The 12,361-nt window shown below is 56.4% G+C and carries 13 protein-coding genes and 1 riboswitch; of the genes, 6 read left to right on the forward strand and 7 right to left on the reverse strand.

Translation table 11 applies throughout. The annotated features are described in order from the left end of the window. The first annotated feature begins 455 nt into the window (after positions 1-455). Positions 456-1,700 carry an FAD-dependent oxidoreductase gene (locus AD948_RS01445; RefSeq protein ID WP_058987305.1) on the forward strand — a complete coding sequence of 415 codons (1,245 nt, stop codon included), beginning with the start codon at positions 456-458 and terminating at the stop codon, positions 1,698-1,700. A 5-nt stretch (positions 1,701-1,705) separates the two neighbouring features. After that, positions 1,706-2,230, forward strand: a complete 525-nt coding sequence (locus AD948_RS01450) for a c-type cytochrome (RefSeq protein ID WP_248845875.1) — start codon at positions 1,706-1,708, stop codon at positions 2,228-2,230. A gap of 199 nt (positions 2,231-2,429) precedes the next feature. Here the strand turns inward: AD948_RS01450 and AD948_RS01455 are convergent, their stop codons facing one another. Both AD948_RS01455 and AD948_RS01460 read right to left on the reverse strand, forming a co-directional pair. After that, positions 2,430-3,029 (reverse strand): trimeric intracellular cation channel family protein, encoded by a 600-nt coding sequence (locus AD948_RS01455; RefSeq protein ID WP_248845876.1) that lies wholly within the window; start codon positions 3,027-3,029, stop codon positions 2,430-2,432. Between the two features lie 35 nt (positions 3,030-3,064). Beyond that, on the reverse strand, positions 3,065-4,096 hold the full coding sequence (locus tag AD948_RS01460) for a threonine aldolase family protein (protein WP_035378345.1): 1,032 nt from the start codon (positions 4,094-4,096) through the stop codon (positions 3,065-3,067). Positions 4,097-4,141: 45 nt separating this feature from the next. After that, positions 4,142-4,251, reverse strand: a riboswitch (SAM-I-IV-variant riboswitch). A 16-nt stretch (positions 4,252-4,267) separates the two neighbouring features. On the opposite strand from AD948_RS01460, the gene AD948_RS01465 reads away from it, so the two are divergent. Next, on the forward strand, positions 4,268-4,453 hold the full coding sequence (locus AD948_RS01465; protein WP_061470376.1) for a hypothetical protein: 186 nt from the start codon (positions 4,268-4,270) through the stop codon (positions 4,451-4,453). Positions 4,454-4,463: 10 nt separating this feature from the next. On the opposite strand, the gene AD948_RS01470 is transcribed toward AD948_RS01465, so the two are convergent. Beyond that, a complete protein-coding gene (locus AD948_RS01470; RefSeq protein WP_035378343.1) occupies positions 4,464-4,862 on the reverse strand; it encodes a hypothetical protein in 399 nt (132 codons plus the stop codon). Between the two features lie 181 nt (positions 4,863-5,043). Here AD948_RS01470 and AD948_RS01475 point away from each other — a divergent pair, with 181 nt between their 5' ends. Beyond that, entirely contained in the window at positions 5,044-5,622 is a 579-nt protein-coding gene (locus AD948_RS01475; RefSeq protein ID WP_061470377.1) for a nicotinamidase, read from the forward strand. 103 nt (positions 5,623-5,725) lie between these two features. Here the strand turns inward: AD948_RS01475 and AD948_RS01480 are convergent, their stop codons facing one another. Beyond that, complete coding sequence (locus tag AD948_RS01480) at positions 5,726-7,462, reverse strand: Hint domain-containing protein (RefSeq protein WP_061470378.1); 1,737 nt, start codon at positions 7,460-7,462, stop codon at positions 5,726-5,728. A 462-nt stretch (positions 7,463-7,924) separates the two neighbouring features. Here AD948_RS01480 and AD948_RS01485 point away from each other — a divergent pair, with 462 nt between their 5' ends. Continuing rightward, positions 7,925-8,800 (forward strand): META domain-containing protein, encoded by an 876-nt coding sequence (locus tag AD948_RS01485; RefSeq protein ID WP_248845877.1) that lies wholly within the window; start codon positions 7,925-7,927, stop codon positions 8,798-8,800. Between the two features lie 115 nt (positions 8,801-8,915). On the opposite strand, the gene AD948_RS17995 is transcribed toward AD948_RS01485, so the two are convergent. Together AD948_RS17995 and AD948_RS01490 are read right to left on the reverse strand one after the other, a co-directional pair. After that, the gene (locus AD948_RS17995; protein ID WP_156478887.1) at positions 8,916-9,089 is read right to left on the reverse strand and encodes a hypothetical protein; all 174 of its coding nucleotides are present in this window, start codon (positions 9,087-9,089) and stop codon (positions 8,916-8,918) included. After that, positions 9,073-9,330: a hypothetical protein gene (locus tag AD948_RS01490; protein WP_061470379.1), complete on the reverse strand. Its 258-nt coding sequence runs from the start codon at positions 9,328-9,330 to the stop codon at positions 9,073-9,075. Before AD948_RS01490 ends, AD948_RS17995 begins: the two co-directional genes overlap by 17 nt. A gap of 348 nt (positions 9,331-9,678) precedes the next feature. Between AD948_RS01490 and AD948_RS01500 the strand changes: the two genes are divergently transcribed. Then, positions 9,679-10,272, forward strand: coding sequence for a DedA family protein (locus tag AD948_RS01500; protein ID WP_231948370.1), 594 nt, complete (start codon positions 9,679-9,681; stop codon positions 10,270-10,272). Positions 10,273-10,356: 84 nt separating this feature from the next. On the opposite strand, the gene AD948_RS01505 is transcribed toward AD948_RS01500, so the two are convergent. After that, a complete protein-coding gene (locus AD948_RS01505; protein ID WP_061470381.1) occupies positions 10,357-12,336 on the reverse strand; it encodes a Hint domain-containing protein in 1,980 nt (659 codons plus the stop codon). Positions 12,337-12,361: the final 25 nt, after the last annotated feature.

Raw genomic sequence — 12,361 nt, forward strand, 5'->3', positions numbered from 1 at the left:
TGGCTTTGGCTTTGGCTTTGGCTTTGGCTTTGGCTTTGGCTGATAGAAAAACAATGCAGGGGAAGATGCACGACTTTTGTTTGTGCCGACTATTTGTCCTCTCCCTGTGGGTCTCTGCATCCGGTTATCAACCGCTGGGATGGGAGGGCGGGTGTCAGGCCGTTCTGAAGAGGGGAAAACGAGCCCCTGCATATCGTACAGGCGAAGGAAGCCCGGATTTTGCGGGCAAAATAGAATGATAGTCGGCTGAACGGATGAAAGAGCGTATCACAGATGCGTGTTTCTCGCAGCGTCTATTCATTGTTTTTTCGCAATTTTTTTCTTGTTGACCAATTCGACAACAATCCTTCTTTTTGGGTCTTGCGTTGTGCGCAGGATAAGGGAATTCTGAACAGACGGTGTGGCCGGAGCGGCTTCCAGTTTGTGCAACCTTTCGGATGTAAAGACCCCCTATCTTGAAACGAAGAGATCTGTTTGCGGGCTCACTTGCCCTCGGTGCGCTGGCCGCACGCTCTGCCTGGACCTCCATTCCGGCTGCGGCCCAGGCGCTGAACCGCACCGCCCCTGCTGGGTCCGTGCCGCACCTGACACCCATGCGGGTGCATGCGGACCAGATTGCGGATATCAAGGTCTGCCTGCGCCCCTTCCGCCCCATGGGCCCACGGCTGGATGTGGAAAAGATTGGCGATAAGACGGTCATCCACAATTACGGCCATGGCGGCAGTGGGTGGTCTCTTTCCTGGGGTTCGGCTGATATTGCTGTTGGCAAGGCTGCCGCCACGCTGGACAAGAAAATTGCCGTGATTGGCTGCGGAGTGATTGGCCTGACCTCCGCCCTGACAGCCCAGCGCGCCGGGATGGATGTGACCATCTATACCAAGGATCTGCTGCCGCACACGCGCTCCGTACGGGCGAACGGAAGCTGGACGCCGGATTCCCGCGTGGCGCTGACCAAACCGGCAGGGGACGCTTTTCCGGCCCTGTGGGAGCAGATGGCCCGTTATAGCTGGAAAACCTATCGGGATTATCTGGGCCTGCCCGGCAACCCGATTGATTTTCGGGATAATTACATCCTCTCGGACATTCCGTTTGACCAGAAGCATTTCCCGCCGCCGCAGCCCGGTGCCGGGGATTACAGCACCACGGGCAAGCCGCAGCACACCTCCGAATTTGCGGATTATGGCGATCTGATCCGCGATATTATTCCAAACCCTGAAGAGATTGACCCGAGGGACAACCCCTTTCCTGTAGCGCATGCGCGGCGGGCGAACATGATGATGTTCAACTTTGGGGCCTATGGGCATCTGCTTTTGTCTGAATTCTATCAGGCTGGCGGGAAGATTGTGATCCGTGAGTTCCATAACCCCGGAGACCTGAAGAGCCTGCCTGAAAACGTGATTATCAACTGCCCCGGCTATGCGGCGCATGATTGGTGGCAGGATAAGACCCTTATTCCCGTGCGGGGGCAGACCACCTGGCTACCGCCGCAGGCTGATGCCCTGTATGGCGTGGAGTATAAAGGAGCGGCCCTGCTTTCCAAAACCGATGGGGTAATGGTGCAGGCGCTTGATTTCAGCCATACGCTTGGAGAAATGGTAGGCGTAGGCAACAGTTTTGAACATGCTGACCGCTCTGAGGCCGAGCAGGCGATCGGGATATTTGAGGATCTGTTCGCGCGCATGGGTAAGGAGCACGTCTGATGCGCATGATGGAAAAGATGCGCCCTGCCCTATTCGGGGTGTTGGGCCTTACCGCACTGACAGCCGGGACCATGAACATGGGTTGCGCACAGGCTGCCCCGCATGGTGCGCGGGTTAAATCCGGCTCGTCCGCGGGCCTGCCTGCTGCCAGCTATACCGCCGAACAGGCGGACCGGGGGGCGGAAACCTACAAGGAAGCCTGCGCGGTCTGCCATGGCCCGGCGCTGGGGGGTGCGTTTGATGCGCCACCACTGAAAGGCCGGTTTGTGGCCAACTGGTCTGATGGGCCACTGAGTGACCTGTTCACCTATATGTCCGGCGCGATGCCCCTGTCCTCCCCCGGTGCGCTCTCGGCTGAGGACAACGCGGATATTCTGGCGTTCCTGCTACGTGAAAACGGCGTTGCTACGGGCAAGACGGCCCTGCCCACCACCGCAGCGGCACTGGGCAAGGTGCGCTTCCCCAAGGTGGATGTGCAGAAGCAGCCGCCTCTGGCCCCGGAAATCACGCCTGGCACCGCGCCACGCTGACGGGATACAGGGGAAGCGGTAAAAGAGAGGGCTGCGCACGAGCGGGAAGCTTTCTACAAAACGGCCTCCAAGGCTGGGCGGCAGTTTGTGCGGGACCAGTTTTCCGAACAGGCGGTGCAAGACGCACTGTGTGCGGCCGTGAACCCGGCCGCCGCACGCTTGCAAAAAGTGATGTGAGCGGAGCTTACTGACCGGTATTCTACCGCCGGTAAGTCGGCAGATTCAGGCCGTGGCGGATGGCCGCGCCACGCAGGAGGAAACCTGCGGCGAAGGCGATACTGGTGGCGGCCACCATGGGCAGGCCGCAGGCGGTCAGCCCCACATAGCTGCAAGCGGAAAGAGCCGCCGCCGTTACGTATAGTTCGGGCCGAATGACGATAGAAGGCACATTGGCCAGGACATCGCGGAAAATGCCGCCCATGCAGGCGGTGACCACGCCCATAATGGCGGCAGGCACCCAAGGGATGCCGTAAGCCTGTGCCTTGGCTGCCCCATAAACAGCATAGGCGGCAAGGCCCATACCATCAAACCAGTCTATGGCGTGACGGGGCCAGACATGGGCTGGCGTGAACCACACCAGCATGGCCATGAGCAAACAGACCGCCAGTGGGGTGGAAGCGTGCATCCAGAAAACAGGTGCGCCTATCAGCAGGTCTCGCACCGTGCCGCCGCCCACGCCTGTGACCGCCGCAAAGAATGCGAAGGTGACGAGATTCTGCCGGGCGTGGGCTGCCTGCAATGCGCCGGAGATGGCAAACACGCCGGTAGCCACGATATCCAGACGCGGCAGGGCCGACATGGAAAACGTCTGGATGGCGAGTAAATGCTCTGAGATCATACACTACAGGCAGCAAGATCAGCCGCCAGTTCATCCACACGGGCGGGGTCTGCATCCCACGCGAACATGAAACGCGCGCCGCCGCCAATAAAGGTATAAAAGCGCCAGCCGCGTTCCTGCAGGGCGATGAACACCTTTTCCGGCGCACGCAGGAAAACGGCATTGGACTGCACCGGAAACATCAGTTCCAGCCCCGGAACGTCACGCACGGCATGGGCCAGACGGAGCGCGCAGCTATTGCCATACGCACCATTGCGCAGCCACGCTCCGCTTTCCAGCAGGCCAACCCACGGAGCGGACAGGAAGCGCATTTTGGAGGCCAGTTGCCCGGCCTGCTTGCAGCGGTAATCAAACCCTTCGGCCAAAGCATGGTCAAAGAACAGAATGGCCTCACCCACGGCCATGCCGTTCTTTGTGCCGCCAAAACACAGCACATCCACGCCTGCTTTCCATGTCATGTCAGCCGGGGTGCAGCCAAGGGCGGCGCAGGCGTTGGCGAAGCGGGAGCCATCCATGTGCAGGCGCAGGCCCAGTTCCCGGCAGGTGGCGGAAAGGGCGCTAATTTCCTCTATCGTGTAGAGTTCGCCCGTTTCCGTAGGCTGGGTGATGGTGACGGCGCGCGGCTTGGGGTAGTGGATATCTGTCCGGCAGGTGGCAAGAGTGCGCACATCCTGCGGGGTGAGTTTGGCGTTTTCCGTGCGGGCGACCAGCAGCTTGGAGCCGTTGGAAAAGAACTCCGGCGCGCCGCATTCATCCGTTTCCACATGGGCAAAAGAAGAACAGATCACGCTGTTATAGGACTGACACAACGCGGCCAGCGCCAGCGAATTTGCAGCGGTGCCGTTGAAGGCGAAAAAGACCTCGCAATCTGTTTCAAACAGGGTGCGGAAGGCGTTGGCGGCGCGGGTTGTCCACTCGTCCTCGCCATAGGCGGTGAGAGAGCCCTCGTTGGCCTGTTGCATGGCCTGCCACGCTTCCGGGCAGATTCCGGCGTAGTTATCACTTGCAAATTGTTGGCTCACACTCATGGTCCTTTCTGACGTGCGGCTCCGGTAGCGAGGAGATGAGTGTGTGACTATGCCCGTTTTTGCCGGTCTGGCCACATCCCTTCACGTTTGTGAAGGCACCACCTTGCCGGGAGCAGGTTGGTGTCAGGCGACAGGCCTGACTCTTGATGTCTGGGCGGTGCAGTAGCAGAAGTGCAGGCGGCCCGCAACAGCCGCATTGCGGCAGCGGAAGCCGGACTTGCATTCATGTTGCCACAGGCAGCATGGAGCCAGCACCGCGTATGGCTGCGATCAGGCAGCGCCTCGCATCGCGAACCGGCGCTGCCACTGGCGGCAGGACTGATGGAAGGGGTGAGCCCTTCTTGCCCGTTTGCCTGAAACGCGCGCTCTAGACTGCGCCAGTAGCGTTCAGCAGAAGCTTGCACTTCACGAAGGACGTTTTATCCCGAAAGATGAACAGCAGATAGTAATCCAGCGAGCGGCTGCGGCGTTTGGAAGTATGCGCGTAGAAGGGGAACACATCAAACGGGCCTTCATACCCTTCTGGCACCGCACCGGCTGCGGCCTCGCTGGCCAGAAGGGTCTTGACGCGAAAGAGCGGGATATAGACGTGCGTTGCCCCGGCGTTCTTACGGACATGCCACAGGTTTTTCCGGAATTTTCTTAATCTGTCAGGCAGGATGAAGATCATGTTTTCTTCAATGAAGCGTTCATCGGGGCTTTCCCGGCGCAGATACTGCATATCCTCGGGCATGTCACAGAAGAAATTGTAGCCCTGAATCTTCATGGTCCTGCGTGTGTCTTTCCTGCTCTGGGGTATTGTGTGTTCCATAAACACCACAGGGGGCAAAACAGCAACATAAGCCCGAACATGGCCGCGTTTCCGCCCCGGCCCTGCGTGATCTTTCCCTTGGGGCCAAGGGCAGGTAGCCTGCGGGGTGTCACAGCATTAACCAAGGAACCGAACCATGCGTGCAGGCCCGCAGGACGCGCTGATTATTGTTGATCTGCAAAACGATTTTCTGCCCTCCGGCCGCTTGCCCGTAGCCAATGGAGACCGGATTATTCCAGTAGTGAACCGGCTGGCCGCCCTGCCCTTTCAGGCCGTGGTGGCCACGCAGGACTGGCACCCGCAGGATCATTGCTCCTTCCCTGCCCAGAACGGACCGTGGCCGGTGCATTGTGTGCAAGGCACGGAGGGCGCGGAACTGGCCGCCCTGCTGCGGCCAGAGCCCCTTACGGCGGTATTCCGCAAAGGCATGGCGCAGGATGTGGACAGCTATTCCGCCTTTGCCGACAACGCTGGACAGAACCCCACGGGCCTGAAAGGGTTTTTACAGGAACGCGGCGTAACCCGCATTTTTGTGTGCGGACTGGCATATGATGTATGTGTGAGCCACACGGCACGGGACGGCATGGCGTTGGGGTTTGAAACCTGCGTGGTGGCCGATGCCTGCGCCAGCGCCGTAACGCCACCGGATGACGTGACAGCCAAGCTGCGAGCCGAAGGCGTGCAGGTGGTGCAGGCCGAGATGCTGATGAGGTGAGGCTGGAGCGAAGCCAGAAAAAAAGCCCTCAGGACACAGGTTCCTGAGGGCTTTTTTGTCACGTTCTCCCCCCGTGATGAGGGGAGAAACGATCTTTGACAGTTCAGGCCTGAAGAGCAGACTGAGCTTCAACTTTCTGTTCAGAGAAATAGGGGCCAGCAGCCACAATCTGGATGCTCAGCATGCCCATTCCGTTAACAGCCTTGCCCAGCGGCAGTTCTGCGTCGCCATTGGTCCAGCGGTAGTCAGCACCTTCCAGAGGATACCAACCGGAAAGGTTTTCCGTGTCCGTGTGTGCTGTCACGTTATGGGTGACATCCGCATTCACAACGCTCACTTCCCCGACCAGCACACCAAGGTGACGACGATCATCCACAAACGGGCCGATCACATCGCTGGGGCGGTTGGAGCGGGACACCAGACGCACGCTGTTCACGCCGGTAGGCAGCATGAAGGAAACGCGGCCTGCCTTTTCACGCACGGAGCGGATGATTGCGCCCGTGTTGGTGATCAGGTGCAGATCATGAGCCGTGGTGACTTCACCGCTCTGCGCGACATCACGGTGACCTTCAACGGAAGAAGCGCGGCGAGCGAGTGCAGTGAAGATCGGTTCCACAACTTCACGGCTGACTGCCAGCGGTGCAGCTGCGTCTTCAGCCCAGCTTTTGGCGCGGCCCAGAGACACAACATTGCCATTGGAAACGAACGCAGCACGGTTGCCGGTATCCAGATAGCTTTCCGTCAGCATACCATCGACGATCAGAACAGAATGTTCTGCCGTTTCAATGTGGTAGTAATCATAGTCGGTGATGGAGCGATCGTAGAAAATGGTGGAACCATTCACCAGCATACGGGCAGGAACCATCTTGCCATCAATGAACAGGCAATGTTCCGCCGTGATCAGCATATCCTTGTAAGGCACACCTTCGGAGATCGCATTTTTGAGAATGCGCACCGGATAGCCAGCCACATCATCAGGCATGTCCGCCTTGATCTTGGCGTGCGCCATACCGGCCCAGACCACGTCCCGTGTGACATTCTGCCCGTCCACGTAAGCAACAACCTGATCACCGCTGCGCAGGGTTTCCACCGCTACATCGCCTTCAGGGGTACGGACCATGCTGCCCGCAAGGAAGCAGATGTTGGAATAGGCTACTGCCGTCAGAACAGTGTTACCGTTAGCATCCGTGTAAACGGTAAAGCCTTCCACGCCATTGGCCAGAACCGGCTGGAAACGACCTGTGGCCTGAAGTTCCGTACCATTCTGCGTCAGGGTATAAATACCGTCTTCCGTTTCATTAATGCCGTCACTTGTAACGCCATCAATAATGATTGTGTCACCAACCTGGATGCCGGTAATTTTGGACAGAATGGAAAGAGACATGCCGGAAGCGACTTCAATGGTGCCGCCTTCAGTGCCGAATGCAATCCCTGTCTGGGTTGCGCCCACACCGTTCAGGACCAGATAGCCACCGTCATTAACAATAACGGATGAGCCGCTCGCCATATTCAGCGGACCCAGCGTTACTTTTCCGCCATCTTCAACAACAACAGAAGAGCCTGAACGCAGATTAACGTTACTGGTCAGGTTCAGTGTGCCTTTTACGGTAACGGTGGTCGTGTTACCTGTGCTGGCCAGACCGATGGACCATACGTTTGAATCATTCCCGCCGATATCAATGCTTGTATCAGCATCAATCAAAACGTTTGTGGCAGTAGTAGTGCCTGTAACAGTCCAACCGTTGTAGTCACTCGTGATTTCAATGACATTACTGGAGTTGGGGGTGAGAACTTCTTCATCACCAGTTTCTGGATTGGTGAGCGTTAATGACTTGGCCATTGCTGTTCCTGCGGTTTAGGTGCCACCAAACTATGTTTGGTTATATTAAACTCTGACGACTAAGAATTTACTAACATGCTAGGTTTTTAAAATCCAAACGATTCGTGCTATTTTTTTGTTTATATTTTGTTAATGAAATTTTAGCCACTTTCTGGCACGCTGATGTCAGAAATTAACGAGCAGGATGAGGCCAGTAAGAGATGCAAGGCGAAAGAAAGCCAATCTGAAGACAAGCACCCGGCAGCCTTAAGGACTTTCAGCCTGCCTCGTGTGACGACTGGTTTGCATGATTACACTTCGCCGCTTAACGCTCTTCTGCAGGATATCTGTATTCTCCGATTGGCTATGACCACCTTCCATGAAGCCAAAAAACGAAAAATCCGTCTCAAACTCTTCCTTAACAGCGGGCGGGTTCTGCGGCACACTTGTTTGATGGAACAGACACGATACGGGACTGAGATCATGCGGATTTTCCGGCTTTCTTCTGGCAAACAGGGCGTGGTCCGGCGGGGGGCTGGTGGCACGAAGGAGCGTGGCGTACGCTCCATCAGCGCCATGGGGTTGGCTGGGGCTGCTTTGTGTGCGTCCGGGTTGTTGGCTGGATGTGCCTCGCAGGATGCAAAGCCGGTGGCGTCGTCCCACGCGGCGAGTTCCGTGTATCAGGCCTCGGGCAACGAGCCTTCCTGGCATCTGACGCTGGCGCAGAACACGTTGACATTGCAACAGTCCGGCAGCCCGGAACTGGTGCGTGCCGTCACGCATGCGCATACAGATTCTGGTGAGCGGATTTATGAAGCGCAGGATCTGAAAGCAGTGATGACGCCCGCCGCCTGCACGGACAGCATGAGCAACCAGCGCTTTATGGAGAAAGTGCGCGTGACAGTACAAGGCCACACATTGCAAGGGTGCGGCGGCGATGCGGAAGGTCCGGCCACGCTGAATGACACGCGCTGGGTGGTGACAGCCCTGAATGGCAAGCCGATTGCCGCTGGGTCCCATGCCCCCACGGAGGCAGACCGCACCACCGATCAGCCGGGACATGAGAACACACCGCCAGTTGTGGCCCCCACGCTGGATGTGAATGCAACCGGCAAGGTATCAGGCTCGGATGGATGCAACCGCTATGTGGGCGGGCTGACGTTTGGCCCGAAAGGCACCGTGCAGGCCGCAAAAGCAGGGGGTATAAGCACCATGATGGCGTGCTTTGGCTCAGGCGGCACGATCTCCCGCAGCTTCAATGATCTTAAAGGAGCCGTGACGCACTGGCATGTAGATGGCAACACGCTGGTGCTGGAAACATCGGACAACCGCACCATTCATCTGCGGCAGGTTTTCTAAGACCCGCGCTACGTTATGACTGTCCGGTAAATATGACACTCAGCCACTCTGTTCCCTTGTGGCACGGTGGCTGAGTGGCTGTTTCAAAATTCGTCCGTATTGGTCTGGCGCTCACTTATATGACTGTCGTGTTCTTTGCCGCTGCTGGTTGCGCCAGATGCAGGGGAAGCCTGTCATCTGACTGAAAGCGCAGTTTGCCTTTGCTGGTCAGAACGCCTGCATGGGGTTCTTCAGACGCACCAAGGGCATCAAACACAGCGGAGCGGGCGTGCTCAGGCGGCCATGTCATCCTCCATGCCGGGAATATCGCCCATGGTGGCGAGGCATTCGGGTTCTCCGTAATCGCCGAGTTCCTCGTCCACCGCCATGCGAACCAGCACAGCGCCATCCAGACTAAGCAGCCCGGCGCGGGCCTTGTCCATGCGGCGCTGGCCGTCTTCCACCGTGCGGCAGGCAATGGCGGTTCCGGGCTGAAGCGTGTGGTTTTTCCACAAATACGGTTGAAATACGATATGTTGGGTTTCGGACATGAGTGCCTCTTGAAGAAAGATGCGTGTTCCGTTTTTGTTCTTATTTTGCGCTATACGCCTCTGGTAAAAAACTGGCAACAGGATTCTGCGTGGCCTGCCGTGACGGATGCACAAACCGCACACACAGCCATGCGCCAGCCCGCCTTTTCTGATGAGGCAACTTCCCTCATGCTCTGCCGCGCCCAAGGGCTCCTGTTTTCAGAAGGTGCACGGTTGGGCACCAAATGCATTGTCCCCGCGCGTAAGTGCGCCTGAATGTGAGGATCAAGACCCCTGCTGCATCATCTGGATCATCTGCTTCAGCATTATGGCTATGGCATTGTTACCCTGATGGTGATGATGGAAAGCATGGGCATACCTGTGCCGGCTGAAGCCTGCATTATCACGGCTTCTCTCTACTGCCTGAAAACCCACCATCTGGCGATTGAGGGTGTGGCGCTGGCAGCCATTCTGGGTGCCGTGATTGGCGATAATTTCGGGTATCTGATCGGGCGCAAGGTGGGGCTGCCGCTGTTGCGGAAATACGGCACACGTATTGGCCTGACGGAAGAGCGGCTGATTCTGGGGCAGTATCTGTTCCATCATCATGGCAGCGCCATTGTGTTTATTGGCCGCTTTATCTCGCTATTGCGGGTGTTTGTGGCCATTCTTGCCGGGGCGTGTGAAATGGCATGGCCGCGCTTCATGCTGTTCAATGCCTTGGGCGGTGCCTGCTGGGCTGGCGGGTATGCGCTAGGCACGTACGCGCTGGGCAAGAAGATATCCGAGGTTTCCGGCCCCACGGGCATAGCCATTGGTGTGTTGACAGCCATTGGGCTGGTGGGAAGTGCGATGTTCCTGAAAAAGAACGAAGCACGCCTGACCCAGAAAGCCCTGCAGGAAGCGCGGGCCGAGGGTGAGCTTTCTGCTGGCCCGGATACTCAGCCGCAAGGCGTGAAATAGGACGTAAACAGGCAACGGGGTGGCCAGCGAGACTTCCGCCTCCCCCACCACCCCGTGCCGATGCGACCGCAACAGGCCGGAAGATCAGATAATCCGTGCCTTACCGCCAGTTTCTGGCTGAGGTCTGATCTGATACGGCCCTGCGGCATGAAGCCTGATGGACAGCAGGCCCATTTTTCTTTCTGTCAGATAATCACCCAGCGGCAGCATGGCGTCTCCATTGGTCCATGCCACGCCCTGTTCTCCCATATCTGCGTACCAACCATCAGGTTTTGTTGCCTGAAGATGGGCCGTGATTTTGTATGCATGTTTGAGAACAAGCAGATGCACCTCCGCCACCGCAACCCCCATAGGGCGACGATCATCAACAAAGGGGCCGATGACATCACAGGGGCGATTTGTGCGGGAAACAAGACGGACCGCCTTGATGCCCGGCGGCAGCATGAAGCGATAATACTGTCCTTCCCGACGGATCGGGCGGATGCAGGCACCTTTTTCTGTCACCAGATGGAGATCGGATTCGTCACTTTCCATGATACGCTCCTTTTGAACGCAACAGGCGCTTGTAATGCTTTCGCGCGCCTTGATACGTTGGAACAGGGGTTCAACAAAGGATCTCTCAACGTCCAGCGGGGCAGCGGAATCCTGCTCCCAACTGTGCGTCTTTCCGCGCAGGATTGCGATCTTGCCATTCTGCCGGAAGGAGCTGCGGTTACCGGTATCAAGGTAACTTTCCGTCAACATCCCATCCACAGTGATGACTGAATGTGGTTCTGTTTCCACATGGTAGTAATCATACACCGGGAAGGATTTATCGTAGAACAGAGAAACGCCGTTGACCAACATACGCACCGGCACGAACTTGTCCTGAAAAAACAGGCAATGTTCGGAGGTAATGAGCATGTCTTTGCAAGGCACGCCATCGGCAATGGCATTTTTCAGAACACGCACTGGCCAGCCGGCTTCATCATCCGGCAGGGCGGGATTGACCTTGACGTGGCCTTTTCCGACCCAGACAACCGGACGAATGATATCCCTGTTGTTTTTCCAGTCAAACGCGACAATCTTTTCCCCAATCTGGATATTTTCTACAGCAATATCCCCATTGAGAGTACGGACCATACTACCGGCAAGGTAACAGGTGATCGCTTCATCTGTTGCGCTGAAAGTGACTGCTGTTCCATCTGTGGTGGTCGGGTCAATTACATCCCAGCTTCCATCACTGTTCTGAGTTATTTTAAACTCACCAATGGTAAAAACAGGATCTTTATCCAGAACAACATCTGTGAATGTGATGCCGTTCCCATAATTGTCAAACGCGATGAAAATTGTATAGGTGCCGTCTCCATTACTTTGCCATGACCCGGAGAGAGGCGTCTGACTGCCCGCTTCAATGCGGATAACCGTGTTATCGTTATAACCGGATATCTCTGTTGTAACGGTCTGGTTGTAATCCTGAAGAACAATATAGTTTTTGGTATCATCAACTTCTATTTTCTTCCCGGCGGAAGCGTTGTTGATGTATAATGTAGATCCGTTTTCCAGAACCGTTGTCAGGTTGCAATCGAGAGCCATATAGGAAGACGTGCTGCCCAGACTGGCGTTATCAAGAATAACCGTGCCATTACCAACGACGCTGTGACTGTCTATAAGAACCGAGGCATTGGAAATTTTTAAAAGACCATACACTACCGGGTTGGTGCCCAGAAAAACCTGACTGGTGGTGTCGATATCAAGCTCGCCACCCTGATCAATAGTGAGATAGTTGACGTTAAACGCGTACTGCCCGCTTTGCTGAACGCCAAAAACGTTCAGAGTAGCGTTATCGCCAATTTCCAGATTACCGACCTGATTGGATGCTTCCTGACTTTTGCTGGCGTCATAGTCTACCGTGACAGGATTTTCTTCCGTTCCAACAAGCTGCACGAAAGCGTAATTGATGTCTTGCGGAACATAGTGGCTGACGTAGACACCGTTGATCCACTGGCCGCCGAAAGTATCGTCCCAGTTATCACGGTTCCACCAGTCTGTATTCTGACCACCCGCAGACCACTTAACTGTCACTTACAAATATCCTTTCCAAATTCTT

This window comes from Acetobacter senegalensis (genome assembly GCF_001580995.1).
GTDB classification, from domain to species: Bacteria; Pseudomonadota; Alphaproteobacteria; order Acetobacterales; family Acetobacteraceae; genus Acetobacter; species Acetobacter senegalensis.

Excerpts from the sequence above, each read along its gene's own strand:
- AD948_RS01450 (WP_248845875.1), top strand. The coding sequence starts at position 1,706 with ATGATGGAAAAGATGCGCCCTGCCCTATTCGGGGTGTTGGGCCTTACC.
- AD948_RS01455 (WP_248845876.1), bottom strand. The coding sequence starts at position 3,029 with ATGTCGGCCCTGCCGCGTCTGGATATCGTGGCTACCGGCGTGTTTGCC.
- AD948_RS01460 (WP_035378345.1), bottom strand. The coding sequence starts at position 4,096 with ATGAGTGTGAGCCAACAATTTGCAAGTGATAACTACGCCGGAATCTGC.
- AD948_RS01470 (WP_035378343.1), bottom strand. The coding sequence starts at position 4,862 with ATGAAGATTCAGGGCTACAATTTCTTCTGTGACATGCCCGAGGATATG.
- AD948_RS01475 (WP_061470377.1), top strand. The coding sequence starts at position 5,044 with ATGCGTGCAGGCCCGCAGGACGCGCTGATTATTGTTGATCTGCAAAAC.
- AD948_RS01480 (WP_061470378.1), bottom strand. The coding sequence starts at position 7,462 with ATGGCCAAGTCATTAACGCTCACCAATCCAGAAACTGGTGATGAAGAA.
- AD948_RS01485 (WP_248845877.1), top strand. The coding sequence starts at position 7,925 with ATGCGGATTTTCCGGCTTTCTTCTGGCAAACAGGGCGTGGTCCGGCGG.
- AD948_RS17995 (WP_156478887.1), bottom strand. The coding sequence starts at position 9,089 with ATGACATGGCCGCCTGAGCACGCCCGCTCCGCTGTGTTTGATGCCCTT.
- AD948_RS01490 (WP_061470379.1), bottom strand. The coding sequence starts at position 9,330 with ATGTCCGAAACCCAACATATCGTATTTCAACCGTATTTGTGGAAAAAC.
- AD948_RS01500 (WP_231948370.1), top strand. The coding sequence starts at position 9,679 with ATGGGCATACCTGTGCCGGCTGAAGCCTGCATTATCACGGCTTCTCTC.